At 63.4% G+C, this 25,780-nt stretch carries 24 protein-coding genes; 17 read left to right on the forward strand and 7 right to left on the reverse strand.

Annotated elements, in window-relative coordinates:
• Positions 1 to 167 precede the first annotated feature (167 nt).
• From AYM40_RS09140 to AYM40_RS09150, 3 genes are read left to right on the forward strand one after another with little or no spacing between them, the layout of a single operon-like run.
• Positions 168 to 1,337 carry a hypothetical protein gene (locus AYM40_RS09140; protein WP_063497927.1) on the forward strand — a complete coding sequence of 390 codons (1,170 nt, stop codon included), beginning with the start codon at positions 168 to 170 and terminating at the stop codon, positions 1,335 to 1,337.
• 24 nt (positions 1,338 to 1,361) lie between these two features.
• Positions 1,362 to 1,967 (forward strand): class I SAM-dependent methyltransferase, encoded by a 606-nt coding sequence (locus tag AYM40_RS09145; protein ID WP_063495942.1) that lies wholly within the window; start codon positions 1,362 to 1,364, stop codon positions 1,965 to 1,967.
• Complete coding sequence (locus AYM40_RS09150; RefSeq protein WP_063495943.1) at positions 1,964 to 2,614, forward strand: glycosyltransferase; 651 nt, start codon at positions 1,964 to 1,966, stop codon at positions 2,612 to 2,614. The genes AYM40_RS09145 and AYM40_RS09150 overlap by 4 nt, the downstream gene beginning before the upstream one ends.
• A gap of 83 nt (positions 2,615 to 2,697) precedes the next feature.
• On the opposite strand, the gene AYM40_RS09155 is transcribed toward AYM40_RS09150, so the two are convergent.
• The gene (locus AYM40_RS09155) at positions 2,698 to 4,095 is read right to left on the reverse strand and encodes an MFS transporter (protein WP_063495944.1); all 1,398 of its coding nucleotides are present in this window, start codon (positions 4,093 to 4,095) and stop codon (positions 2,698 to 2,700) included.
• A 492-nt stretch (positions 4,096 to 4,587) separates the two neighbouring features.
• On the opposite strand from AYM40_RS09155, the gene mprF reads away from it, so the two are divergent.
• Together mprF and AYM40_RS09165 are read left to right on the forward strand one after the other, a co-directional pair.
• On the forward strand, positions 4,588 to 7,140 hold the full coding sequence (mprF, locus tag AYM40_RS09160; RefSeq protein ID WP_063495945.1) for a bifunctional lysylphosphatidylglycerol flippase/synthetase MprF: 2,553 nt from the start codon (positions 4,588 to 4,590) through the stop codon (positions 7,138 to 7,140).
• Positions 7,137 to 8,402 (forward strand): virulence factor family protein, encoded by a 1,266-nt coding sequence (locus AYM40_RS09165; RefSeq protein ID WP_063495946.1) that lies wholly within the window; start codon positions 7,137 to 7,139, stop codon positions 8,400 to 8,402. The genes mprF and AYM40_RS09165 overlap by 4 nt, the downstream gene beginning before the upstream one ends.
• Positions 8,403 to 8,523: 121 nt before the next feature.
• On the opposite strand, the gene AYM40_RS41335 is transcribed toward AYM40_RS09165, so the two are convergent.
• Entirely contained in the window at positions 8,524 to 8,691 is a 168-nt protein-coding gene (locus AYM40_RS41335; protein WP_158515266.1) for a hypothetical protein, read from the reverse strand.
• 33 nt (positions 8,692 to 8,724) lie between these two features.
• Here AYM40_RS41335 and ilvA point away from each other — a divergent pair, with 33 nt between their 5' ends.
• The 3 genes from ilvA to AYM40_RS09180 all read left to right on the forward strand — a co-directional run bounded on the left by ilvA (position 8,725) and on the right by AYM40_RS09180 (position 12,407).
• A complete protein-coding gene (gene ilvA, locus AYM40_RS09170) occupies positions 8,725 to 10,296 on the forward strand; it encodes a threonine ammonia-lyase, biosynthetic (RefSeq protein WP_063495947.1) in 1,572 nt (523 codons plus the stop codon).
• 337 nt (positions 10,297 to 10,633) lie between these two features.
• Positions 10,634 to 11,806: a 4-hydroxybenzoate 3-monooxygenase gene (locus AYM40_RS09175; RefSeq protein WP_063495948.1), complete on the forward strand. Its 1,173-nt coding sequence runs from the start codon at positions 10,634 to 10,636 to the stop codon at positions 11,804 to 11,806.
• 349 nt (positions 11,807 to 12,155) lie between these two features.
• Positions 12,156 to 12,407: a hypothetical protein gene (locus AYM40_RS09180; RefSeq protein ID WP_063495949.1), complete on the forward strand. Its 252-nt coding sequence runs from the start codon at positions 12,156 to 12,158 to the stop codon at positions 12,405 to 12,407.
• 126 nt (positions 12,408 to 12,533) lie between these two features.
• Here AYM40_RS09180 and AYM40_RS09185 read toward each other — a convergent pair whose 3' ends face one another.
• A complete protein-coding gene (locus AYM40_RS09185) occupies positions 12,534 to 12,782 on the reverse strand; it encodes a hypothetical protein (RefSeq protein WP_063495950.1) in 249 nt (82 codons plus the stop codon).
• A 72-nt stretch (positions 12,783 to 12,854) separates the two neighbouring features.
• Positions 12,855 to 13,256 carry a hypothetical protein gene (locus tag AYM40_RS09190; protein WP_063495951.1) on the reverse strand — a complete coding sequence of 134 codons (402 nt, stop codon included), beginning with the start codon at positions 13,254 to 13,256 and terminating at the stop codon, positions 12,855 to 12,857.
• Between the two features lie 723 nt (positions 13,257 to 13,979).
• Between AYM40_RS09190 and AYM40_RS09200 the strand changes: the two genes are divergently transcribed.
• Positions 13,980 to 14,534 carry a cytochrome b gene (locus AYM40_RS09200; protein ID WP_420488467.1) on the forward strand — a complete coding sequence of 185 codons (555 nt, stop codon included), beginning with the start codon at positions 13,980 to 13,982 and terminating at the stop codon, positions 14,532 to 14,534.
• 218 nt (positions 14,535 to 14,752) lie between these two features.
• On the opposite strand, the gene AYM40_RS09205 is transcribed toward AYM40_RS09200, so the two are convergent.
• Entirely contained in the window at positions 14,753 to 16,198 is a 1,446-nt protein-coding gene (locus AYM40_RS09205; RefSeq protein WP_063495953.1) for an NAD-dependent succinate-semialdehyde dehydrogenase, read from the reverse strand.
• Between the two features lie 298 nt (positions 16,199 to 16,496).
• Between AYM40_RS09205 and AYM40_RS09215 the strand changes: the two genes are divergently transcribed.
• The 4 genes from AYM40_RS09215 to AYM40_RS09230 all read left to right on the forward strand — a co-directional run bounded on the left by AYM40_RS09215 (position 16,497) and on the right by AYM40_RS09230 (position 20,748).
• The gene (locus AYM40_RS09215) at positions 16,497 to 16,700 is read left to right on the forward strand and encodes a cold-shock protein (RefSeq protein ID WP_007181784.1); all 204 of its coding nucleotides are present in this window, start codon (positions 16,497 to 16,499) and stop codon (positions 16,698 to 16,700) included.
• A 342-nt stretch (positions 16,701 to 17,042) separates the two neighbouring features.
• Positions 17,043 to 18,464, forward strand: coding sequence for a hopanoid biosynthesis associated radical SAM protein HpnJ (gene hpnJ, locus AYM40_RS09220; protein ID WP_063495955.1), 1,422 nt, complete (start codon positions 17,043 to 17,045; stop codon positions 18,462 to 18,464).
• Complete coding sequence (hpnI, locus tag AYM40_RS09225; RefSeq protein ID WP_063495956.1) at positions 18,461 to 19,645, forward strand: bacteriohopanetetrol glucosamine biosynthesis glycosyltransferase HpnI; 1,185 nt, start codon at positions 18,461 to 18,463, stop codon at positions 19,643 to 19,645. Before hpnJ ends, hpnI (AYM40_RS09225) begins: the two co-directional genes overlap by 4 nt.
• An 80-nt stretch (positions 19,646 to 19,725) precedes the next feature.
• Positions 19,726 to 20,748, forward strand: coding sequence for a flippase-like domain-containing protein (locus AYM40_RS09230; protein ID WP_063495957.1), 1,023 nt, complete (start codon positions 19,726 to 19,728; stop codon positions 20,746 to 20,748).
• A gap of 85 nt (positions 20,749 to 20,833) precedes the next feature.
• On the opposite strand, the gene AYM40_RS09235 is transcribed toward AYM40_RS09230, so the two are convergent.
• Together AYM40_RS09235 and AYM40_RS09240 are read right to left on the reverse strand one after the other, a co-directional pair.
• A complete protein-coding gene (locus AYM40_RS09235; RefSeq protein WP_063495958.1) occupies positions 20,834 to 22,234 on the reverse strand; it encodes an ATP-binding protein in 1,401 nt (466 codons plus the stop codon).
• A complete protein-coding gene (locus AYM40_RS09240; RefSeq protein WP_063495959.1) occupies positions 22,234 to 22,893 on the reverse strand; it encodes a response regulator transcription factor in 660 nt (219 codons plus the stop codon). The genes AYM40_RS09235 and AYM40_RS09240 overlap by 1 nt, the downstream gene beginning before the upstream one ends.
• Before the next feature lie 296 nt (positions 22,894 to 23,189).
• On the opposite strand from AYM40_RS09240, the gene AYM40_RS41340 reads away from it, so the two are divergent.
• From AYM40_RS41340 to hpnK, 4 genes are read left to right on the forward strand one after another with little or no spacing between them, the layout of a single operon-like run.
• The gene (locus AYM40_RS41340; protein WP_158515267.1) at positions 23,190 to 23,333 is read left to right on the forward strand and encodes a hypothetical protein; all 144 of its coding nucleotides are present in this window, start codon (positions 23,190 to 23,192) and stop codon (positions 23,331 to 23,333) included.
• Positions 23,330 to 23,671 carry a hypothetical protein gene (locus tag AYM40_RS09245; RefSeq protein ID WP_063495960.1) on the forward strand — a complete coding sequence of 114 codons (342 nt, stop codon included), beginning with the start codon at positions 23,330 to 23,332 and terminating at the stop codon, positions 23,669 to 23,671. The genes AYM40_RS41340 and AYM40_RS09245 overlap by 4 nt, the downstream gene beginning before the upstream one ends.
• A gap of 12 nt (positions 23,672 to 23,683) precedes the next feature.
• Positions 23,684 to 24,958, forward strand: coding sequence for a bacteriohopanetetrol glucosamine biosynthesis glycosyltransferase HpnI (gene hpnI / locus AYM40_RS09250; protein WP_063495961.1), 1,275 nt, complete (start codon positions 23,684 to 23,686; stop codon positions 24,956 to 24,958).
• Positions 24,948 to 25,772: a hopanoid biosynthesis-associated protein HpnK gene (gene hpnK, locus AYM40_RS09255; protein WP_063495962.1), complete on the forward strand. Its 825-nt coding sequence runs from the start codon at positions 24,948 to 24,950 to the stop codon at positions 25,770 to 25,772. Before hpnI (AYM40_RS09250) ends, hpnK begins: the two co-directional genes overlap by 11 nt.
• The last annotated feature ends 8 nt before the right edge of the window (positions 25,773 to 25,780 follow it).

Below are 25,780 nucleotides of genomic sequence, written 5' to 3' on the forward strand. Positions count from 1 at the left end.
AAAGTCAAACGGCGCGTTTTCTTCATACAGGCGCGCCATACCCCCTGAAATAGTGAAGCGTGTCCTGGGTGTCGGATGCCTGAGGCACGCCGCTTGCTGTGGATCTGCACGCGCCGCGGCTAATCGAAGGCCGCGCGCATGGATCGAACCGCTTCAGGGAGGTACTGATGCTCGATAGGCGCGATCGTGCGGCCAGCGTGAGTGCGCGGCCACCGGAAAGGATCAGCAGAACCCGCACTCGCGATCCTCAGGCGGCACTCGCCGCGCAGCACGCTGTGCGTTATGCCGGGGCGCTTGAAGATTTTCTGCACCGCACGCGTTTCGATACGGGCGACCCCGCCGCGCTGGGCGATGTTTTGCGCGCGCTGGTCGAACAGGGCTACGACCGTTTGCCCTTCGTGCCGTTGCCCGGGCACGGGCAGACCCTGGCGCGCTGGCGGACCCTGGCCGTGGTGGCGGCGTGCGATCTCGGTCTCGTCAAACTGTTCGAAGGGCATACCGATGCGCTGGCGATTCTCGCCGAGCTGCGCGGCCCCACGCCGCCCATTGGAAGTCGTTGGGGGGTATGGGCCGCGGAGCCGCCTGATGCGCGCGTGCAGGCGAGCAAACGCGCGACGCGTACTGATACTGCCGCGCAACTGTATCTGAACGGCACGAAAGCCTGGTGTTCGGGCGCGGGCGTAGTCAGTCACGCGCTCGTCACTGCATGGATAGATGACGAACCCGTGCTCGCAGCCGTCGCGATGGATCACCCATCGATTTCGATCGACACATCGAAGTGGCAAGCAGTCGGCATGCAGGCAACCGCTAGCGCCGACGTCACTTTCGATCGGACACCGGCCGCGCTCGTGGGCACAGCGCACGCCTATGTGCGCCGGCCGGGCTTCTGGCATGGCGGCGCTGGCATTGCCGCATGCTGGTACGGCGCCGCCGCGCAGATCGGCCGGACCTTGCGCGAGGCGTCCATGCAACGTGCCGACGGACATCGGCTCGCCCACCTCGGCGCGGTCGATGTCGCTTTTGCAGGCGCCGCCGCGGTGTTGCGCGAGACTGCCGCTCATATCGACGCGAACCCACAAGCGGACTCGCAGCGTGACGCCATGCGCGCACGCCTCATCGTCGAAGAAGCGGCAACGGCCGTGATGAATCACGCGACGCGCACGCTCGGCGCCGGTCCGTTGTGCCGCGATGCGCGCTTTGCCCGCGCGCTGGCGGACCTGCCGGTGTTCTTGCGGCAAAGCCATGCCGAAGGCGACCTTGCGGCGCTCGGCGAGTTGACCGTCAAAGCAACGTTCGACGCCAACGCCGCTGCCGGAGGTGCGCCGTGGACGCTCTGACGCGATATAGGGAGGGCCGCTGACATGTCCTCTACGACGGTGTACTTCGATGAACTCTACAAAAGCGGCGACGACCCGTGGCACCTGCGCGAAGGCTGGTACGAGCGCCGCAAGCGTTCGCTCACGCTGGCACTGCTGCCGCGTCCGCGCTATCGCAACGCGTTCGAGCCAGGCTGCGCGAATGGGGAACTGACGGCCGAGCTGGCGACCCGCTGTGACGCGCTGCTCGCCGCCGATCTGCACGAAACAGCCGTGCGTCTTGCACGCGAACGTGTTGCCGGTATGCCGCAGGTGCGCGTCGACCAGCGCACGGTGCCGCACGAATGGCCGACCGACGCAGGACCGTTCGACCTGATCGTCATCAGCGAATTTGCCTATTACCTCGATGCTGCCGACCTCGAAACGCTGGCCGCACGAATCGCAGCATCGCTCACGCCGGACGGCACGCTGCTCGCTTGCCACTGGCGCCGCCCGTTTGCCGAGGCGCTCGAATCCGCCGATGCCGCGCACGCGTTGTTCGATGCTCGCTGCAGCCTGTCGCGTCTCGCGCATCACGACGAAGCCGATCTGCTGATCGACGTATGGTCCCGCGATGCGCGTTCGGTGGCGCAGCGCGAGGGGCTCCTATGATCGGCGTGATCGTTCCGGCGCATAACGAAGAGGCATTGCTGGCGCCTTGTCTTGCCGCGTTGATCGAAGCATCGCGGCACGCCGGTCTGACCAGCGAGTCGGTGCGGATCGTCGTCGTGCTCGATGCCTGCAGCGACTTTTCCAGGGCGATCGCGCGCGCTTACGGTGTCGAGACGTTGACGCTGAAGGCGCGCAATGTCGGCATTGCGCGCGCGACAGGCGCCGACTTTTTGCTGGCCGACGGCGCCCGCTGGCTCGCATTCACCGATGCCGACAGCCGCGTGTCGCCGGGCTGGCTGGTCGCGCAGTTGTCGCTGGACGCGGACGCGGTGTGCGGCTCGATTGCCGTCGACGACTGGACCGCTCATCCGCATAGCGTGCGCGAATATTTTCGCAAGACCTACGTGGACGCTGACGGTCACCGCCACGTGCACGGCGCGAATCTCGGCGTTTCGGCCGAGGCCTATCGACGAGCCGGCGGCTTTCCACCGCTCACATGCAGCGAAGATGTCGCGCTCGTCGACCGGTTGATCGCGACCGGCGCCCGGATCGCGTGGAGCGCCGCGCCGCGCGTGATCACCAGCGCGCGTACGGCAAGCCGGGCACGCGGCGGCTTCGGCGCTACGCTCCTCGCCTGGGCGACATGATGGACACGTTTTTTATGCTATTCAGCGAAGGCGGGAACCTCGATTCGCTGCAAATGGGCACGCGCTCGAAGGAGCGCAAGACCTTACCCGCGACTGCCACGCGAAATCTCTTCACCGGCGCGATGCGGCATGCGCAGCGTCACGGGAATCGATGCGAACGAGCACAAGCCCACCACCAGAAACGCCGGCCAGAAATCCGACCACGTGATGCCCGGATGTCCGTGCAGCACGCGCGAAATCTGCAGCACGATACCGCCCACCGTTACGCCCAGGCCGAGCGACATCTGCTGCACGACGCTGCCGAGACTCGTCGCGCGCCCCACATCGCGGCTGGCGATTTCCGCGTAAGTCAGCGAGTTGAGACTCGTGAATTGCAGCGCGGGGAAGAAGCCGCCGAGCAACACCACGAACCAGATGATCCAGGTCGGCGTGCCGGGGAAAAACAATCCGCATGCCGCGATCGAGATCCCTGACAGCGCCGCGTTCACTACCAGCACCGAACGGAAGCCGAAGCGATGCAGCACGCGCGAGGCGACCGTGCGCATGAACATGCCGCCGAACGCGGACGCGCAGGTGATCAGGCCGGACTCGAACGCGCTCATGCCGTGTCCTTCCTGCAGCATCAGCGGCAGCAGAAAGGGCAGTGCACCGAGGCCGATGCGAAACAGCGAGCCGCCGAGCACGCTCGCCTGGAAGGTCGGCACCTTGAAGAAGCGCAGATCCAGCAAAGGCAATTTCACGCGCTGGGCGTACGCGACGTAGACCACCAGCAGAGCCGCGCCGCTCGCGCACATGCCGAACGCGTCCCGATTCGACATGAGTTCGCCGCCGACCAGCGACAACCCGAGCAGAAGCAGCACCGCGCCAGCCGCCGACAGAAAAAAGCCGATCCAGTCGAGCGGCCCGGGGTCCGGTTCGCGCGTGTTGGCGATATGCCGGTTGGTCAGATAGATACCGAGAATGCCGATCGGCACATTGATGAAGAAGATCAGACGCCAGTGCAGATAGGTCGTGATGAAGCCGCCGAGCAGCGGTCCGGCCGCCGGTCCGAGCAGTGCGGGGACGCTCAGATAGTTCATCGCGCGGATGAAGTCGGACTTGTGCACCACACGGAAGATGATGATCCGCCCGACCGGGACCATCATCGCGCCGCCGACGCCTTGCACGAAACGGGCGAGGGTGAAGGTGGCGAGCGAGTTCGACGCGGCGCACAAGAGCGAGCCGGCCACGAAGATGCCGATCGCGGTGCGGAAAATCGTGCGCGCGCCGAAGCGGTCCGCGAGCCAGCCGCATACCGGAATAAAAACGCCGAGACCCAGCACGTAGCTCGTGACCGCGATTTTCAGCGTGACCGGATCGCGCCCGAAGTCGCGCGCCATAGCGGGCAGGGCGGTGACGATCACATTCGCATCGACGCTTTCCATGAACATCGCGCATGCGACGATGAGAGGCGCAATCAGGGCTTTCTGGACGACGGTCATGAGGGGGGCGGCCGGTCTGCGGCGGATGGTCGCAGGTAAAGGGGGCATTATTGCACCTGTACGGTGCGGATGGTTAATAGCGCACCACCTGATGCCGCCCCTTTTCGAGATTGCGCGGATAATGTCGAATCTTCGTCTCGCGATCTTCAATAAGCGTTTAAAATTCTGCCCCTTGTCGAGCGCAGCGGTCCTCATCAGCACGGCAAGCCAATCGGCAATATCGACCGTTTCATCGGCGCGTATTGCTCCGTCATGCACTCTGTCATGCCGCGAAGCGTGTTCAGCTCAGCTTACCGGCCCAGATTAAAACCCGACGAATCGACTTGCATTGGCTGACACTGTCAACCTTTTCAACACTTTTCCGTTATCCGTTTGTAATCGCCGAAGTAAGGCGACGCCGTGGCAGACGACCCGTCGCCGCGACAGCTCTACGCAAGGCCCGCATTGACCATATTTCACCGATATAACAACAGATTGGACCGGCCAGGCGCGATGTTCGACCGTGCATCGAAGGCGCCTGGCAAGCCGAGCATCCTCTCGCCCGTGCTCGCACTCGTGATTTGCGGGCTGCTGCTGGTCGTCTTGCAACACCTCTCGCAGGCGGTCGACTATCGGTCGGTCATGCGCCAACTGCGTCACCTGACGGCGGGCGAGTGGGCCGCGGCGCTCGGCGCGACCGCGCTCAGCTATATCGCGCTGGTCGGCCGCGACGCGGTCGGCTTGCGCTACCTCGGCGCCGCGGTGCCGCGCGCGGCGCTGTGGATCGGCGCGACGACGGGCTCCGCACTCGGCAATGCGACCGGCTTCGGCGCTTTGACGGGCGGTGCCGTGCGTGCGCGCGTCTATGGGGTGTCGGACGTCACGCCCGCGCAGATTGGCCGCATGACCGTGTTCACGAGCGTTTCACTGGCGCTCGCACTGGTGCTGATGACGGCACTCGGCATGGTGTGCCTCGCCGACCCGCTCGCGAGGATGCTGCATCTCCCGCCGCTCACGCTGCGCTGGAGCGGCGCTGCGCTGCTCGCCGTGCTCGGACTCGCGGCTGCCGCCTGCCGCCGCGAAACGCGCCCAATCCGCACGCGCTGGCAGTGGCTGTCGTTCGATATCCCGGCGCGCCGCGACCTGCTCGCGCAAGTGGCCCTCGCCGTACTCGACGTGGTGGCCGCGGGCCTCGCGTTGTGGGCCCTGCTGCCGCATGCGGACGTCAGCTTCGTGACCTTCATCACTGTCTATGCCGCCGCGATGCTGCTCGGCTTGATCGGTCATACGCCTGGCGGTGTCGGCGTATTCGAAGCCGCGATGGTGTTCACGCTGAACGGCAGCGTGCATACGCATCAGATGGTCGCGGCGCTGCTCGCCTATCGCGCGATTTACTTCGGCGTCCCGCTGATCGTCTCGGCGGCGCTGCTCGCGGGCTTCGAAGGCCGCGCGCTGAAAAGCCGTTTGCCGCTGCATCATGCGGCGGGCGCGTCGAAACTCGCGCCGCTGTTTCTGAGCCTCGTGACGTTCGTGGTCGGCGGCATGCTGGTGATTTCCAGCGCGACGCCCGCGTTCTGGCATCGCATCCTGATCCTGCGCGACGTGCTGCCGCTGTGGGTGCTCGAAAGCTCGCAGATGCTGTGTAGCGTGCTCGGCGTGCTGCTGTTGTTTGTCGCGCGCGGATTGCTGCGGCGTCTGGATGCCGCGTGGTGGATGACCTTGCTGCTGGCGGTGCTGAGCCTTGCGCTGTCGCTGACCAAAGGTCTTGCCTTCGTGGAAGCGGGCGTGCTCGGCATGCTGATCGCGCTGCTGTTGTCCACGCGCCGGCGCTTCAACCGTCATTCGTCGCTGTTTGCCGAGCGCTTTACAGCGGGCTGGCTGGTGTCGGTGGCGATGGTACTCGCGCTTGCCGTGTGGGTGATGCTGTTTGCATTCCGCGACGTGCCGTACACGCGCGACCTGTGGTGGCAATTCGCTTTCGACGAACGCGCACCGCGTGCGCTGCGCGCGACGCTGGCCGCCAGCCTGTTCGCCGCCACGTTCTCTTTCTGGCAGTTGCTGCGCCCCGCGGCGGGCCGGTTCGTCATGCCCGCTGCGCAAGATCTGCAAGACGCGGCGCGCATCGTGCGGGCGCAGGAGCGCAGCGACGCTGGTCTCGCGCTGATGGGTGACAAGAGCTTCCTCTTTTCCGAATCGCGCGAAGCCTTCCTGATGTATGCGAAAAATGGCCGTACGTGGGCCGCGTTGCACGATCCTGTCGGTCCGCGCGAGGAGTGGGCCGGCTTGATCAGCAAGTTCGTTGCGCTCGCTCATGCGCATGGCGGCCGCGCGGCGTTCTATCAGGTGCGCGCCAACGCGTTGCCGCTCTATCTCGACGCCGGCCTCACACTGATGAAGCTCGGCGAAGAGGCCCACGTGGTGCTCGACGATTTCGACCTGAAGGGTTCGCATCGCGCGCATCTTCGCTATGCGCTCAAGCGCGGCGAGCGTGACGGCTTTACAGTCGAAGTAATCGATCAGGCCGACGTGCCGGCGTCGCTCGAAACGTTGCGTGAGATTTCCGACGGCTGGCTCGATAGCCGCGACGCGCGCGAAAAGAGCTTCTCGGTGGCCGCGTTTACCGACGAGTACCTCGCCGCGCAATCCGTGATGCTGGTGCGCCAGAACGGCGAGCCGGCCGCTTTTGTGACCTTCATGACGACCGATATGAACACCGAAGCGACGGTCGGCGTGATGCGGCATGTGGAAAGCGCGTCGCCGTATGCGATGGAGTATCTGTTCACCCAACTGGCGCTGCATCTGAAGCAGGCGGGCTTCCGCTCGCTCAGTCTCGGCATCGCGCCGCTCTCCGGCATGCAGCCGACGCCACTCGCGTCGCGCTGGCATCGGCTGGCGGGCATCGTGTGGCGCTTCGGCGGCCGCTTCTATAACTTCCGCGGACTGCGTGCTTTCAAGAGCAAGTTCCAGCCGCATTGGGAGCCGCGCTATCTCGCGGCGTCGGGTTCGGTGGGCGTGTTCTTCACGCTCGCGGACCTGTCATTGCTGGCAGGAGGCCGGCGTTCATGACCTTGCATCCGTTTTTCAGACTCGCCGTTGCGGCGAGCCTCGTGGTTGGCAGCGCGGCCGCCTTTGCCGCACCCGCCACCGTGTCCGGCGGCCGCTTTGGCGACGTGACGGTGACACAACCGGCCGGCCCCTTGCGCGGCTTCGTGGTGTTGTATTCGCCGGTCACGGGCTGGAGTGCGGCGGACCAGCAAACCGCCGATGCGCTCGCCAAGGCTGGCGCGTTGACCGTCGGCGTGGATACGGCGCGCTATGCGGCCAATCTGAGTGCGAAAAATGAAGCCTGCCATCAACTCGTGGGCGATGCGGAAGCCTTGAGTCATCAGCTGGAACGGCAATCGCAATCGAGCCGCTATTTCGCACCGATCGTCGCCGGCACGGGGCAGGGCGCGACGCTGGCGATGCATGTGCTCGAACAGGCCCCGTCGAATACGGTTGCCGGCGCGGTCTCGGTGGATGCCGAGCGCAATCTGGATCCGCGCTTTCAGCCGTGCCCGCCGGACCCGACGATCATCCGAGACAAGGTGCCGGGTTTCGTCGAAAAGACGGCGCCGGGCAACGGCGATCGCGCGCGACTCGTTGCGATGCTGACGCCGCATTTGCAGACGGCATCGACGAGCGATGACGACGTCTCCGATCTGCCACTGATCGAATTGCCGGCGGCGCATCCGAACGGCCTGATGGCGATTGTGATTTCCGGCGACGGCGGCTGGCGCGATCTCGACAAGACCATCTCGCTCGCCTTGCAGAAAGATGGCGTTTCGGTGGTCGGCATCGACAGCCTCCGCTATTTCTGGAGCGAAAAGACGCCGGCGCAGACGAGCCGCGATCTGGCGCGCGTGATGCAGACCTATGGGGCGCGCTGGCACGCGGAGCATATTGCGCTCGTCGGCTATTCGTTCGGCGCCGACGTGATGCCGTTCGCCTATAACCGCCTGCCTGAAGCGCTGCGCGCGAAGGTGTCGCTGATTGCGCTGCTAGGCTTTGCGTCCGACGCCGATTTCCAGATCCGTGTCGGCGGCTGGCTCGGCATGCCTGCGAGCGATAAGGCATTGAAGGTGCAGCCCGAATTGACGCGTGTGCCGCCCGCGATCGTGCAGTGCTTCTATGGTGAGAACGAGAAGGACACGTTGTGCCCGGCGCTGACCAACACCGGCATCACGGTGATTCGCACGTCGGGCGATCATCACTTCGGCCGCGACTACAACGCGCTGGAGCGGCGCATTCTGGATGCCTTCAGGAAACAAAGCGGCGTGCGTGATTAGTCCGCGTGATTAGTCCATCTGTATGACGCGCGTCGCCAGCGGCGGCGTGCGGCCTTCAGGCGGCACTGCCCGATGTAGCGAGCAGGGATGTAGCGAGCAGGGATTGACAAGGGCAGCCAAGTCAACGAAGATCAACCGCATGAACTGCCTCGACATCCGTATTGCGCTGATTATTAGCACCATTCATCGAATGGTGGGTTAGCGCGCGTCTGATAGCAGTGACATCAACCCGCCCCACGAGGCGGGTTTTTTTATGTCCGCTTTCTGCCTGCCTCCTGGTGATCATCATTGATGACTTGTCCTTGCCGCACAGGAGCTTGCCTTGCCGTTACACGAACTCAATCAGGCGGCCGTTGCCGCTGACAGCGTGGCGTTGCGCCACGACTACCTGAAGAAAACCCTGACCGCGCGCGTCTACGACGTGGCCCGCGAGACCGAACTCGAACGCGCGCCGAATCTGTCGGCGCGGCTTTCCAACCCGGTTTATCTGAAGCGCGAGGACAACCAGCCGGTGTTCTCGTTCAAGGTGCGCGGCGCGTACAACAAGATGGCGCACATTCCGGCGGATGCGCTGCAGCGGGGCGTCATTACTGCGTCGGCGGGCAATCACGCGCAGGGCGTGGCGCTGTCGGCGGCCCGCATGGGCGTGAAGGCGATCATCGTGGTGCCGGTGACGACGCCGCAGGTGAAGGTCGATGCGGTGCGCGCGCATGGCGGGGCGACGGTCGAAGTCGTGCAGTTCGGCGAGTCCTATAGCGATGCGTACGGACATGCCGTGAAGCTGCAGGAAGAACGCGGCCTGACGTTTGTTCACCCGTTCGACGATCCGTACGTGATCGCCGGCCAGGGCACGGTTGCGATGGAAATTCTCAGCCAGCATCAGGGTCCGATCCACGCGATCTTCGTGCCGATCGGCGGCGGTGGGCTGGCCGCGGGCGTCGCAGCGTACGTGAAATCGGTGCGCCCGGAGATCAAGGTGATCGGCGTGCAGACCGATGACTCGTGCGCGATGGCCGCGTCGCTGAAAGCGGGGGAACGGGTCACGCTAAACGAAGTCGGGCTGTTCTCGGACGGCACCGCAGTGAAGCTGGTGGGCGAGGAAACCTTCCGCCTGTGCCGCGAATACCTTGACGATGTGCTGCTCGTGAACACCGATGCGCTGTGCGCCGCGATCAAGGACGTGTTCCAGGACACCCGCAGCGTGCTGGAGCCGGCCGGCGCGCTGGCCGTGGCCGGCGCCAAACAGTATGCCGAGCGCGAAGGCCTCGAGAACCAGACGCTGATCGCGATCACGTCCGGCGCGAACATGAATTTCGACCGCATGCGTTTCGTGGCGGAGCGTGCTGAAGTGGGTGAAGCGCGTGAAGCGGTGTTCGCCGTGACGATTCCAGAAGAGCGCGGCAGCTTCCGCCGGTTCTGCGAACTGGTGGGGACGCGCAGCGTCACCGAATTCAACTACCGCATTGCGGACGCGAAATCCGCCCATATCTTTGTCGGCGTGCAGATCAGGAATCGCAGCGAATCGGCGCAGATCGCCGGCGCATTTGAAGCGCACGGTTTCGCCACCGTCGATCTGACCTTCGATGAACTGTCGAAGCAGCACATCCGCTACATGGTCGGCGGCCGCTCGCCTTTGGCGCATGACGAACGCCTGTTCCGTTTCGAGTTTCCGGAGCGGCCGGGCGCGCTGATGAAGTTCCTGTCGTCGATGGCGCCGAACTGGAATATCAGCCTGTTCCATTACCGCAACCAGGGTGCGGACTACAGTTCGATTCTGGTCGGCATTCAGGTGCCGGAGAGCGAGAACGGCGAGTTCGAGCGCTTTCTCGCGACGCTTGGCTATCCGTACTGGGAAGAGACGCAGAACCCCGTGTACCGTTTGTTCCTCGGGTAGCCGAGCCGTTTGCCTTGTGACAGGTCGAGGTCTCGCTCGTGGGCGCGGCCAACAGGCAACCCACGACGCGCCGCAAGTTCTTGACCTCGATCCGCAAACTGATCGGGGTTTACCTTCATACGGTGCAAAACGGTGCGGAAAATAAGTTGTCGACTGACCAGGCCGCAAGCGCCCTCTGGGCGGGGTTAGCGCGTATTGGCGCTCATCCGCGCCCTTCGAATGGGCGCCCCTTCTATCTCAAAACTAGATACGGCATATCTTCCATATCGCGTTGCGCGATACCGCGCATGATCGTCAAACTGAGCGCAAATCCAACACTGCATTCAGGAGACAACTCATGCGCACCCAAGTTGGCATCATCGGTGCCGGGCCTGCGGGCCTGCTTCTTTCCCATCTTCTTCATTTGCGCGGCATCGACTCCGTTGTGCTCGAATCGCGAACCCGCGAACAGATCGAATCCACCATCCGCGCTGGCGTGCTCGAACAGGGCACGATGGACCTGCTCACCGAGGCCGGCGTCGGCGCGCGCATGAAGGCTGAAGGCGCGCTGCATCACGGCTTCGAACTGGCTTTCGAAGGTAAGCGGCGCCGTATCGATCTGACCGGACTCACCGGCCATTCGATCACGGTCTACGCGCAGCACGAAGTCATCAAGGATCTGGTCGCCGCTCGCGTGGCCGCTGACGGCGCTTTGCTTTTCGGCGTGACGGACACCTCGCTGCATGGCATCGATACCGATCAGCCGTCGATCCGCTATCGCCACGAAGGCGAAGCATGCGAGCTGCAATGCGACTTCGTGATCGGCTGCGATGGCTCGCAAGGCGTGTCGCGCGCGTCGATTCCCCAGGCATTGCGCAAAGACTATGAACGCGTCTATCCGTTCGGCTGGTTCGGCATTCTTTGCGAAGGGCCGCCTTCATCGGATGAATTGATTTACGCGCGTCACGAACGCGGCTTTGCGCTTGTCAGCACGCGTTCAGCGAACGTGCAGCGCATGTATTTTCAGTGCGATCCGAAGGACTCGGTCGATAACTGGTCCGACGACCGAATCTGGACCGAACTGCACGCACGCGTCGATTCGCACGACGGCCAGAAAATCGTGGACGGCAAGATCTTCCAGAAGAACATTGTCGGCATGCGCAGTTTCGTGTCGGCCACCATGCAGCATGGCCGGCTCTTTCTCGCCGGCGACGCCGCGCATATCGTGCCGCCCACCGGTGCGAAAGGCATGAATCTCGCCGTCGCCGACGTGCGTGTGTTGACCAAAGCGCTGAGCGCGTTCTACGTCGAAAACCGCACCGATTTGCTGGACAGTTACAGCGAAACCGCGCTCAAACGGATCTGGCGTGCCGAGCATTTCTCGTACTGGATGACGAGCATGATGCATCGCATTGAAGGCGCATCGCCGTTTGAACAGCAGTTGCAGGTGGCCGAGCTCGAATACGTGACCACGTCGCGTGCGGCGGCTACCGCGATGGCGGAAAACTACGTGGGCGTCGCTGCGGTATAAGGGCGCGTGAGCGGGCCGTGGGTTGCTGGGCGCGGAACGGGAGAGGCTTGGTCAAGCGGCAAATCCCGCTGCGCGGCGATACCCCGCCCACGGTTTTCTTCGGTGCGTCTGTATAGCCAGCGTTTATAGAATGTGCGTCCGGGATTTTTTGATCAGGCGAATCCCGCCGGGCCCGGCGCACGCCGGCAAACGCTTGATGGGCGGGACTCTGCCATTGTCGTGTCAAAAGCAACAGTGAATTCAGGAATGGAGGATTTACCCCCGCCTGATCCGCTCCTAGACTGCTCTCATCTGCTGCACCACGTGTCACATCTGCAGCACGTACAAGTCAATCTCTAGAGGTGGTTTCATGAAATCGCTTATCAAAGCTGTTGCTATTGCCGTTGTTCTTGGCGCTCCGATCGCTTCGTTCGCACAATCGAATCAGCCGGCCCCGCAAAACACGCAGGGCGCGCAGACGCAAGTTTCCGAACAGCAGCAAGGCGCTCGTCAGGCAGATACCAGCGGTTATGGTTCGGGCAGCCACGGCACGTGGCAAGCGGGTTATGGCAGCGATACGACGGTCAGCTCCTATTCGCCGCCGATCCATAACGCGCGTTAAGGGTAAAACGAAATACGCGGATCATCGCGGGGCTGTTCGACTCGTTCAATATCTGCGAGTCGCCCCTAAGAGGCCGGTCATCGGAGCATGTTCGATGGCCGGCCTTTTTTCGTGTCCATCAGGCGGCTATTGCGTGCGCAACAGGGTCATCTCGTTGCGCAACAAGGCCCGAAGGTCCTCGTCAGTCGGCCGCGTACCCCAGTGCCGCGCGCCGGCGACCGATGCAATCGCGATCCACGAGTGAGGTGGAAACCATTCGCGAAGCACGGCGCCGTCCTGACGCAAACACAATTGGCCGGTCTGTTCGCTGTATTCGGCGGAAATGACGGTGCCGTCGATTTGTGCCGTTACACGCCGTGGATCGTTGCGTAGCAAATCGTCGCTCCTGTAAAAGGTATGGCGCGAATGCCTGCGCGAGCCGGCCGCGTCAGTGACGCGGCCCCGGCATTAGTGATCGCCCCGGCCGTGATCATCGCCATGGTCGTGCCAATCGCCGTGATCGCCGTGATCGCCGCCGTGATCGTGCCAGTCGCCGTGCGGGCCGTCGCGATAGCCGCGCGCGTCATGCCATTCGTGCTCGTGATGGTGCTCTTCCCACTCGCGTCGCTCCCAGTAGCGGTGGCCGTCGTAATAGCGTTCGCCGTACCAGCCGGGGCTCACCACCACCACCGGCGGAGCGGGCGCGTAGACAGGCGCAGGCGGGGCATAGACCGGCTCGGGGGCGTAGGCCACGCCTGGAATACCGATGTTCACGCCCACGTCGACGTGGGCCAGCGCGACAGAAGATGCGCCGATCCCCAGACCTGCAACGATCGCGATGGACAGCCAGCGGCTTCGTGAATTGCTCATGTTTATTCTCGGGTTTTACGATTGAGTGTGGAGTGCGCCGCGTGGGCAGCGCTTAGTAATGGTCGTGATAGTGGTCATGATCGTGATAACCGCCCTCGGGGACGAAGATGCAACCGCCCAATGCACTCCCGAGGGTGACAGCCAGCAGGACCAGCGCGAAAATTCGTTTCATGACGTTGCCCTCCTTTTGCGTCTGATCGAACTCTACTGAGCGGCTGGATTACCGGTGTGTTCGTGTGTAACAGGACGTGTCGATCTCTTCACATGTCGGCCACATTCATGACCCGGTGTGAAGCCACGGTGGAGCGCTGCGACGAGCCGTTCCGCTGGCGCGAAACCGGCGGGCAACCCGTTGAGCGCGCTATGGAAAATCTCGGGCCTGCGCGCATCCGGCGTGCTCTTGCAGGGCGATGCGCGTGCGTATGAACAACTGGAATATGCGCGGCGCGACCCATCTCTGTGCGTATGCAGTACGGATACATTCAGTTGCAGACTTGGGATGCACGTCGGCGCCACGCTCCGCCGATCGCACTTTCGACTGGACCGCTGCTGCGTTATCGATGCGTTACGGCCGCATGCGCATGGACGAGATCGTCAGCCACGGCATCAGCTTTTCTTAAGGTTGGATCCGTAGCATCCTGCGTGAATCCGCCCGGGATTTGTGTATCCTCGGCGCAATACGCTCTCTCCATTCAATGACTTCACTGCGGCTAAAACATTCTCATGACCATGCGATCGGACCAGGCTAATTTCTCACGCTATGCATCAGGCTATGACGGCGTAGCCAAGTTTCTTCACTGGCTGGTGGTCTTATTGATCGCTGCGCAGTTCGTGATCGGTTGGACTATGCCGGATATCCATAAGGGCACGCAGCCAGACGGTCTGATCGCGTGGCATCTCGGCGTGGGGGCAGCACTGATTGCAGCGGTGGTGGTGAGAGTCGTCTGGCGTCTCACGCACGCGCCAGTACCTGCGTCGCTTTCGCCTTTCCTCCGTTTCGTTTCGCACATCACGCACGGTCTCCTTTATCTCGCGCTGGTGGCTGTGCCCTTGCTGGGATGGGCCAATGCGTCTTCGCGCGGATGGTCCGTCAAGCTGCTTGGCGTGCTGCCGTACCCCAGCATCGCGCCGGTCGGCTCGTCGGTGGGGCATGCAATGGGCGACATCCATGGCGTTCTGGCCTGGGTGTTGTTCGCGCTGATCGCACTGCATATCGCGGGAGCGTTGTTTCATCGCTTCGTGCTCAAGGATCAGACCATGCAGCGGATGCTGCCGTGACCCGTTAGCGTGCGTTAGCCGCTTGTTACTCCGCGTGTTTTAACCGCCTGTCGCCCGCATGCCAGCTGCTTTCCGTCGACGGGCGGCTCGCGGAGCGATTCGAGGAGCGAGTTGCAAAAAGTCCGCGAACGAGCGCTCGCGGACCAGGCACTGCGATCAATCAGGCGGCCGAGCGAGGCCTGAAACCTCGCCCTGGAAGCCTGACAGCCTTCGGCGTCTTAAACCGCCATCACCGAAACGGCCTTGGTGACCAGATAGGCTTCCATCGCTTCCGGTCCGCCTTCCGACCCATAGCCCGAATCCTTCACGCCGCCAAACGGCATTTCCGGCGACGGCGTAGCAGGCTGGTTGACCCACAACATGCCGACTTCCATCTGTTGCGACAGCAGATGCACGTTGCGGAACGACTTCGTGAATGCATAACCCGCGAGACCATACGGCAGACGGTTCGCCTCGGCGATCGCTTCTTCGAGCGTGTCGAAACCGCGGATCGCGGCGATCGGGCCGAACGGCTCGTTGTTGAACACGTCCGCTTCGAGCGACACGTTGGTCAGCACGGTCGGCGCGAAGAAGTTGCCTTCCGAGCCCACGCGTTCGCCGCCCGTCTCGACCCTGGCGCCGGTCTTGCGCGCGTCGTCGAGCACCTTGCTCATGGCGCTCAGACGGCGCGCATTGGCGAGCGGCCCCAGGGTGGTGCCTTCGGCCAGGCCGTCGCCGAGCTTGAGGCCTTCTGCGTGCTTGACGAGCGCCGCGGCGAATTCTTCGCGGAGGCTGTTGTGCACCAGGAAGCGCGTGGGCGAGATGCAGACCTGGCCGGCATTGCGGAACTTCGCGCCGCCCGCGGCCCTGACGGCCAGCGCCACGTCGGCGTCTTCGGCCACGATGACGGGCGCATGACCGCCCAACTCCATCGTCGCGCGCTTCATGTGCGTGCCGGCGAGGGCCGCCAGCTGCTTGCCGACCGGCGTCGAACCGGTGAACGTGACCTTGCGGATCACCGGATGCGGAATCAGGTAGCTGGAAATCTCCGCCGGGTCGCCGAACACGAGGCCGACCGTGCCGGGCGGCACGCCGGCTTCGACGAACGCCTGCAGCAGCGCCGCCGGCGACGCCGGGGTTTCTTCCGGCGCCTTGACGAGGAACGAGCAGCCGCACGCGAGCGCCGCGCTCAGCTTGCGCACCACCTGATTGACCGGGAAATTCCACGGCGTGAAGGCGGCCACCGGGCCGATCGGTTCCTTGAGCACCATTTGCTGCGCCGCCAGATTGCGCGACGGCACGATCCGGCCGTAGACGCGGCGGCCTTCGTCGGCGAACCACTCGATGATGTCCGCCGCGGCCAGCACTTCGACGCGGGCCTCGGCGAACGGCTTGCCCTGTTCCAGGGTCATCAGGCGGGCGATGTCGGAAGCGCGCTCGCGCACCAGCGCGGCGGCCTTGCGCATGGTGGTGGCGCGTTCGTTCGCCGGAATCTTGCGCCAGGCTTCGAAGCCGCTCTGCGCGGCGGCCAGCGCCCGGTCCAGATCCGGGATGCCGGCGTGAGCCACCTTGCCGATCGCCTTGCCGGTGGCGGGATTGATGACGTCGAGGGTTTTGCCGCTGGCGGCGTCGCACCACTCGCCGTTAATCAGAAGTCGGGTATCGCTATAGCTCGAGGTGGCCATGTGAGTTCCTGTAAGTGGGGCAAACGATAGGTCGCGCGCACGGGCGTACTGGGCTGAACCTGTGCGGCCAAGGATAGACTGTCGTTACCAATCATCTTATCTGATTGCGCGCGATTGCATCGGCGGCGCGCCCACGGTTGGTGCGCGGCACGGGCCTTGCTGCTCCGGATGCCGCGGTGAAGAAACGCCTGGCTGAGCGGCGCCGCGCAAACAGGCGTAAAGTCAAGCAACAGTCGCAGGAACCGGCGAACGACGGCGAATGCAACCCAATCAACCAAGGTGCAAACGAGGAATCGACATGCCAACTGGTACAGTGAAGTGGTTCAATGACGCGAAGGGCTTTGGCTTTATCACACCGGACGACGGTGGCGAGGATCTGTTTGCCCATTTCTCGGAAATTCGCAGCGAAGGTTTCAAATCGCTGCAGGAAAACCAGAAGGTCAGCTTCGAAATCAAGCAGGGACCGAAAGGCAAGCAGGCGGCGGATATCAAGCCGGTGTGAAGGCAGCTGCCGGTCCGCACGTGCAGATGTGCGGGCCGGCAGCGTGTTTTCGCCATCCATTCCGGCGGGCTGGACTGGACGACACGTTGCGCGCCGACCCGCTTCGGCACGGCAATTGTCATGTGTTTCGTGTATAAGATGCGGGAGCGCAAACGGAGCGAAGCGCAGTATTAACCATTTAGAACAACACCGGCCGGAAGTATTCTTCTTAAGGTTTCCTTCAGCTTTGCTCCGTAGTATTTGCGCGATTCGCAGTGCCCGCGCGCATCCCCGCGGGCAATAGTTCTGATAGTTTTCCGATAGAAAACTGAAAGCGCCGATCAAAGGCTTGCTGGAGCATCCATGAAAACCCTGTTCTTGCAGGCGCCGTCGTACGACGGCTTCGACGGTGGCGCGGGTTCGCGCTACCAGGCTAAACGCGAAGTGCGTTCGTTCTGGTATCCGACGTGGCTCGCGCAGCCCGCCGCACTCGTCCCCGATAGCCGTGTACTCGACGCCCCCGCCGACGGCCTGTCCGTCGAAGCATCGCTCGATATTGCGCAGCAATACGATCTGGTGGTCATCCACACCAGCACGCCGTCCTTTCCCACCGACGCCCTGTTCGCCGAAGACCTGAAGAAGCGCAAGCCTTCGGTGCTGATCGGCATGGTCGGCGCGAAGGTCGCGGTCGATCCGCACAATTCGCTGACCGCGAGCGAGGCGATCGATTTTGTCTGCCGCGAAGAATTTGACTTCACCTGTCAGGAAATCGCCGAAGGCAAGCCGTTCGCCGGGATCAAAGGCCTGAGCTATCGCGCCGCCGACGGCTCGATCGAGCACAACGAAGCGCGCCCGATCCTCGAGAACATGGACGAGTTGCCGTTCGTGGCTCCCGTCTACAAGCGCGATCTGAAGATCGACAACTATTTCATCGGCTACCTGAAGCACCCGTACGTGTCGATTTACACGGGCCGTGGCTGCCGCTCGAAATGCACGTTCTGCCTGTGGCCGCAAACGGTGGGCGGCCATCGCTATCGCACGCGCTCGGTCGAGAACGTGCTCGAAGAAGTGAAGTGGATTCGCGACAACATGCCTGAAGTCAAGGAGATCATGTTCGACGACGACACCTTCACCGACTTCAAGCCGCGCGTCGAGGAAATCGCCCGCGGCCTCGGCAAGCTGGGCGTGACGTGGTCGTGCAACGCGAAGGCGAACGTGCCGTACGCCACGCTGAAGATCATGAAGGAAAACGGCCTGCGCCTGCTGCTGGTGGGCTACGAGTCCGGCGACGACCAGATTCTGCTGAACATCAAGAAGGGCCTGCGCACCGACATCGCGCGCCGTTTCAGTGAAGATTGCCGCAAGCTCGGCATCAAGATTCACGGCACCTTCATTCTTGGGCTGCCCGGCGAGACGCAGGACACGATCCAGAAGACCATCGAGTATGCGAAGGAGATCAATCCGCATACGATCCAGGTGTCGCTCGCCGCGCCCTATCCCGGCACGACGCTCTACAACCAGGCGGTCGAGAACGGTTGGCTGGAAGAGAACAAGGTCATCAACCTCGTCAGCAAGTCAGGGGTGCAACTCGCGGCGATCGGCTATCCGCATCTGTCGCGCGACGAGATTTACCACCAGCTCGAAAACTTCTATAAGCGCTTCTATTTCCGCCCGTCGAAGATCTGGGAAATTCTGAGTGAGATGCTCACGAGCTGGGACATGATGAAACGGCGCCTGCGTGAAGGCGTCGAATTCTTCCGCTTCCTGCGCGCCCACCAAGCGTGAGCGCCCTGCATCTGCTCGCCGTCACGCTGGCCTATGCGTGTGCGGCGGGTGCGGTTTTCGGCATCGCCTACACGGTGCTGGCGGGCGCCCTGATCGGCCGGTTCTTCGCGAGAGCGGTGTCCGAGCCGACCAGTTTTCCGCCGGTCACGATCGTCAAACCGTTACACGGCAACGAGTGGGCGTTGCTCGCTAACCTGTCGAGCTTCTGCCAGCAGGACTATCCGGGTCCCGTGCAGTTCCTGTTCGGCGTGCACGATTCGGCCGACCCCGCCTTGCAGACCGTCGACGATCTGCGCCGGCTGCATCCGGAAGCGGATATCACCGTGGTCGCGGATGCACGCCTGTACGGTCCGAACCGCAAGATCAGCAACATCCTCAATATGCTGCCGCAGGCCCAGCACGACGTGCTGGTGTTCGCGGACAGCGACGTGAGCGTCGGGCCGGATTATCTGCGCAATGTGATCGGCGAATTGCAGAAGCCTGGTGTCGGTCTCGTCACCTGCGTCTATCGCGGTACGCCCGATCCCGGTTTCTGGCCGCGCATGTCGGCCAAGGCCACCAACTACCAATTCCTGCCCGGCGTGGTGACCGGGCTTGCGCTTGGCCTCGCGCGCCCTTGCTTTGGGCAGACCATCGCGATGCGACGCGGCACCCTCGAAAAAATCGGCGGGTTCACACCATTTGTGAAGCATCTGGCCGAGGACCATGCGATCGGCGAAGCGGTGCGCATGATCGGCGAGAAGGTGGTGATTCCGCCGTTCACGATTTCGCATGCCTGCGTCGAATCGAGCGCGACGCAACTGATCGCGCACGAACTGCGCTGGAGCCGCACGATTCGCAGCATCGATCCGCTCGGCCATCTTGGCTCGGCGCTGATTCATCCGCTCGCTTTCGCGCTGCTCGCCATTGCCTTCTCGGGGGGCGCGCTGTGGTCGTGGCCGCTCGCGCTGGTCGCCGTATGCGCCCGGCTCGCACTGAAACTGCTGTCCGATCGCGCGTTGCGGCAAGCCCATCGTGATCTGTGGCTGTTGCCATTATGGGATATCGTATCGTTTTCGATTTTCGTTGCGAGCTTCTGGTCCTCGCGCGTGATCTGGCGCGGTTTCAGTTTCAAGGTGGATGGCGACGGCCTGTTGTCGGCCGAGCAAGTCGGAATGACGGATGAACAGCAGGTTGGGTAAGCAATGATGCGCGGGTATCTGGAAGAGGGTGGCGAGGGCAATGCAGCGGGCTTGACGCGCGCGAGAGAGGTGGCCGCGTGATGAAGCATCTCGGCCGCCTCGCCGCGCTTGCCGGCTTGCTGGTGTCGCTATGGCTGGTCTGGCAGGACAATCCCGGCGCCGTGCTCGGCGCACTGCGCGCGGCAGGCGCTGGTCTCATTCTGGCGGCCATCGCGCACGTGCTGCCGATGATCGCCAATGCCTGCGACTGGCGCTCGCTGATTCGCGGCGCGAACCGGCCCAGCATCGCCAATATGCTGCATCTGGTCTGGGTGCGTGAATCCGTCAATTGCATGTTGCCGGTGGCGCGTATCGGCGGCGAGGTGGTGTCGTTCCGGTTGCTCAAGCGCTGGGGTGTGCGGCCGTCCACGGCGGTCGGCAGCATCATTGTCGATATGCAGCTCACGGTGATCAGCCAATTGCTGTTCACGATGGTCGGCATCGGTTTTCTGTTCGCGCATGCGCACTCCGACACGCTGCGGCTCGCCGGGCAACTGGCGTGGGGCGTGGTGGTGCTGACGCCGATGCTGGTGCTGTTCGCACTCGTGCAGCATGCCAGCCCGTTCGAGCGCATCACCCGCGCGCTCAATCGAATGACGAGCGGCAAGCTCGCCGCGCTCGTCGGACAATCGGCGCAGATCGACCAGGTCATCAAGCTGATCTGGCGCCGGCGCGGCGTGGTGCTGCGCTATCTGTTCTTCTGGCAACCGCTGCAGTGCTTCCTGACGTCGCTGGAAATCTGGCTGGCGCTGTACTTTCTCGGCGTTCACGTTACGCTGGTCGAAGCTGTGGTCATCGAATCCCTGATCCAGGCGATCAGCAGTGCGGCTTTCTTCGTGCCGGGCGGTCTGGGGGTGCAGGAGGGCGGTTTCATTCTGATCGGAGGCGCGCTGGGCCTCGATCCTTCGACTTGCCTCGCGCTCGCCGGCGCGCGGCGCATTCGCGATCTGCTGATGTTCGTGCCCGGACTCATTGCGTGGCAGTTTGCCGAGTCGTCGAATCGCGAGCCGCAGCAGGTGGAGCGCGCGGGGCGGGCGGCCGTGGGCGAGGCAAGCCAGCGCTAGTGCGGCTGGAACGAAATACTTCCCTTATCCACCAGACTTGACGATGGCCTTTGCGGCAGCCTCATAGACGCCCTCGGCAGTACCCTCAGTCCGCCCCCGCATAGGCAGGAAACGACACTTGCACCGCGAGCCCGTGCTCGCCGATGCCCGTGCCCAGATGCAGGCTCGCACCGAAATGCTCGGCGATTCGCGCGACGATCGAGAGCCCGAGTCCGCTGCCGGTAGCCTGATTGCCGGTGGCGCGGAAAAACCGGTTCGTGAGGCGCGCGAGATCGCTGGGCGCAACGCCGGGGCCGTCGTCGCGCACGGTGAGCTGCACCCGGCCGACTTCATGCTGCACGGCGACTTCGACGCTGCCGCCGGTGCGCCCATACTTGATTGCGTTATCGAGCAGATTGTCGAGCAGGATGCCCATCAGCACGGGCTCCGCGTTGATCTCGGCGCGCATGTCGCCGGTGAGCGTGACGCGAATGCTCTTCTGCTGCGCATTGCGTTCGTTGGCAAGCAGCGCGTCTTTCGCCACCGCAGCGGGTCTGAGCGGCGCGGTGGAGAGTTTCTCGTGGACATCCAGGCGCGCGAGCAGCAACAACTGCTCCGCGAGCCGCGCGCTGCGATCGACGCCTTGCACCACGCGCTCCATCGCAATACGCTGTAACGCCGTGTTCGATTCGGCCAATGCGACTTGCGCCTGCACCTTGATGGCCGCAAGCGGCGTCTTCAGCTCATGGGCGGCGTCGGCGGTGAACGCGCGTTCGCGCTCGATGGAGTGCCGTAAGCGCGACAGCACCAGATTGATCGCGTCGACGAGCGGGCGCACCTCGGTCGGGGCCCGGCCGATGTCGACCGGTTCCAGCCGGTTGATGTCGCGCGCGCGGATAGCGCCCGAGAGCACCTTGAGCGGCGCCAGGCTCCAGCCGATGCTGAACCACACCAGTATCGCCAGCACCGGCAGCGCGAGGAGCGTGGGGCGGGCGATCCGGCTCGCGACGCCGCTCACCAGGTCGCTGCGCGTATTGGCCGGTTCGAACACGCGCACTATGTGGCCGAGCGCCGTGTCGCGCAAGGTGAACGTGTGCCATACCTGACCGCCGAGCGTCATGTTTTGGCCGCCGCTGGCAGACGGCACGGGCAGATCCCACGCTTTTAGCGCGTGCAATTGCGGGCTGCCGGCCAGCACGTCGCCGTTCGCGCTGCGCACCTGAAATAGCGCGTCGCGCGGTAAGGAATCGTCGTCGTCGCTGTTGTTCGCGCCGGGTTCACCGCCTTTTTCTTCTTCGCGCACGTCGATGCGAGCGTTGGCCAGCGTGGTCAGATTGCGCTGGTCGAGCAGCGCGAGGATTTGCGCGAGCTCGGCGAGGCGCGCCTCTTCCCATTCGCCGACTTCGCGCGTGGCCTGGCGGTAACTCGACATCAGCGCGATGCCCCAGATCAGCGCGATGCTGGCCAGCACCAGCAGCATCAGGCGGTGGCGTATCGATGCCGACATTACGCTTTCTCCACCACGTAGCCGATATTGCGCACGGTTCTGATCAGCTTGGCGCCGAGCTTTTTGCGCAGGTTGGACACATGGACCTCGATCGCGTTACTTTCGATTTCTTCCTGCCATCCATACAAACTCTCTTCGAGGCGCGAGCGCGACTGGGGAATGCCCTGGTTGGTCAGCAGTTGCATCAGGATCGCCCATTCACGCGAGGTGAGCGGTACGCGCATATTGCCGATTTCGACGGTTTGCGCGGCGGGATTGACCGTCAGATCCTGATAGCGGATCAGCTCGACGCTGCGCCCTTGTGCGCGGCGCAGCAGGGCCCGGCAACGGGCAATCAGTTCGGTCAGGTCGAAGGGCTTGCCGAGATAGTCGTCGGCGCCGGCTTCGAGGCCGCCGACGCGGTCCGCCACCGTGCCTCGCGCGGTCAACACCAGCACCGGCACGTCTTTGCCGGCATCGCGCAGCCGTTTCAGCAGTTCCATACCCGATACCCTGGGTAAGCCGAGATCGAGCAGCACCAGCGCATAGGCGGTAGTATCGAGGGCGAGACTGGCCTTGTGGCCGTCGCGTGCCCAATCGACCGTGAAGCCGGCCTGACGCAGTCCCGCTTCGATGCCGCAGCCGATCAGGTCGTCGTCTTCTACGAGGAGTACGCGCATGGGAAAGAGATTCCGTTCGATGTTTATTGCATGGCGGCGGCCGTTTTTAAGCAAGCGCCGAGCCGTATACCTGAAGTGTAACGATCATGGTCACGACTCGCTTTATACCGCTTTCTTCCTTAAGGTTTCCTTCAGCTAGAATCGCTACTATCGCCCCCAGAAACGTTACTGTCGCGTGGCCGACAAGCGCGCGCGAAACTACGTCATGTTGTCAGATCATCGCAGCTTAATCGTAAGCACATCGACGGAATGGACGGCAGTCCTTCTTGTGGCACCTTTTGCCGGCACCGTTGCTCATGCTTTTTGCCAGCGAATTTGCCAGCGAATTTGCCAGCGAATTTGCCAGCGAATTTGCCAGCGAATTTGCCAGTGCTTTTGCCGGCGAGCCGCGCCGCTGCGCGTCGCCGTGCGTTCCATCGGGCCACGAGATCACGCCATGAAGCCAGTCACCATCGACATGCTGCGAGCCCATCTGATGGCGGCTTCACTCACGGCCATGGGTACCGAAATGCTTGCCCTGCTGGCACCGCTGGTCTTGCCGGTTTCCCAGGCGTTCTTCAGTTCCACGCGTTTCCAGTTCCTTGCGCTCGCGCTGATTGCGAGCGGCGTCGTCATGATGCGCCAGTTCGCGCACACCGCTTTCGACCTCGCCATTCAGGGCCGCCACGCAACGCCGGCTGGCCGGCCGGTGTTGATTGAAGTGGATTGTCCGCGGCGCTGGTTCGTCGTTCTTCATTTGCGTTTTACGGGCAGACCGTTCGTGCTGGCCGGGCACTGACGGACGCAGACCATGGCGGCGCACGCATTGACAGTATGCCAATGGGTCCTGTTGTCCGGCTGCGTGTCGGCTTCAGTCTATGCGATGTTGGCAGCGGTGGCGATGCCGTTCTTCGCGCTGCGCCGCGGGACGCGCGCGAGTGTTGCCGCCCGGCCTTCGCATCCTCTGGCTCCTCCTCTGGCTCCTTTTGCGAAAGTCGGCGTCAGCGTGCTCAAGCCGCTGTGCGGTGCCGAGCCGCGTCTCTACGAGAACCTCAGAACCTTCTGCGATCAGCGCCACGAGCATTTCCAACTCGTGCTCGGCGTGTCGTCGCCGGACGATCCCGCCATCGCCGTAGTGCGCCGTTTGCAGGCCGCTTATCCGATGCACGACATCGAGCTCGCGGTCGATACGCGCGTGCACGGCAGCAATCTCAAAGTCAGCAACCTGATCAACATGGCGGAACGGGCGCGTCATGACGTGATCGTGATTGCGGATAGCGACATCGCAGTCGAAGCCGATTATCTCGACACCGTGGCGGCGCCGCTCGCCGATCCGCGCGTGGGGGTGGTGACCTGTCTGTACGTGGCGCAAGGCGTCGGCGGTTTCTGGCCGCGGGTTGGCGCGCTATTTATCAACGAGTGGTTCGCTCCGTCGGTGCGGGTCGCACATGCGGCGGGGTCGCGCCGCTTCGGTTTCGGCGCAACCCTCGCGTTGCGCCGCGCGACGCTCGAACGCATCGGCGGTTTCGACGCGCTGAAAAACTGTCTCGCGGACGACTACTGGCTTGCCGAACACGTGCGCGCGCTCGGGCTTCGCACGGTGCTTTCGCGCGTGATGGTGGCCACCGATGTCATCGAGCCGACGTTTTCCGCCTTGTGGCAGCGTGAGACGCGCTGGCTGCGCACGATCCGTTCGGTGAACCCGCTTGGCTTTGCGTTTCTATTCATCACGTTCCCGACGCCGTGGCTCCTTGTCGGCGCATGGCTCACCGGGCGCCTCGCGAACGGCCCGTTCGACGGCATGCACCTGTGGGCGGCGCTGGCGAGCGGCGCCAGCACGGCGGCTGGTTTTGCCGCACGCATGCTGCTGCATCTGCGTTCCGCGCGTCATGACCGCACTTTCTGGCGCGACTTGCCGCTCGTGCCGTTGCGCGATACCTTGCTGGCATTTCAATGGTTCGCGGGCGCGTTTGGCTCGCATGTGGTGTGGCGTGGCGCACGCGTGCCGGTCGAGGCTTCTGCGTCGGCCACGCACGGTGCGGCGTTGCGCGTGATGGATGTCATGGAGACGTCGGATGGCGGCTAAGCCACGCGGGCTGATCGTCACCGCTGACGATTTTGGTCTGCATCCACGGGTGAATCTGGCTGTCGAGCAGGCACACCGGCACGGCGTGTTGACAGCCGCGAGCCTGATGGTCGGCGCGCCTGCCGCGGACGACGCGGTGGCGCGTGCTCGCGCACTCCCGGCGTTGCGGGTTGGCCTGCATCTGGTGCTGGCCGACGGCGACGCGGTCACGCCGCGTGCGGGGATTGCCGCATTGCTCGACGAGCATGGCCGCTTTGGCGACAACATGGTGCGGGACGGGGTGAGGTTTTTCTTTTTGCCGCATGTTCGCAAACAGCTGGCGCGAGAGATTCGCGCGCAGTTCGAGGCGTTTGCGAAGACGGGGTTGACGCTCGATCACGTCAACACGCACAAGCATTTTCATTTGCATCCGACGGTGCTCGGGTTGATTCTGGAGATCGGCCGCGAGTATGGGATGCGGGCGATGCGTTTGCCGTTCGAAGTTGGCGCGCCGCTGTGGTTGAGGCCATGGATTTCACGGGTGCGGGCGAGGCTGGACCGGGCTGGGATCGTGCATAACGATTATGTGGTTGGGATTACTGATAGTGGGCGGATGGATGAGGCGGTATGGCTTGCCACGCTTGCCGATTTGCCCCATGGGGTGGGGGAGATTTATTGTCATCCTGCGTTTGCCGGCGATCGGGTTTTGAGTCATGGGATGCGGGATTATCGGCATGTTGAGGAGTTGCAGGCGCTCTTGTCGCCTAGGGTCGCTGATGCCATTCGGCGTTTGGGTGCCCGGGTGGGCGGGTTTGGGGATGTGTTGAAGGTTTGAGGTTTTTT

This window comes from Paraburkholderia phytofirmans OLGA172 (assembly GCF_001634365.1).
Lineage (GTDB): Bacteria > Pseudomonadota > Gammaproteobacteria > Burkholderiales > Burkholderiaceae > Paraburkholderia.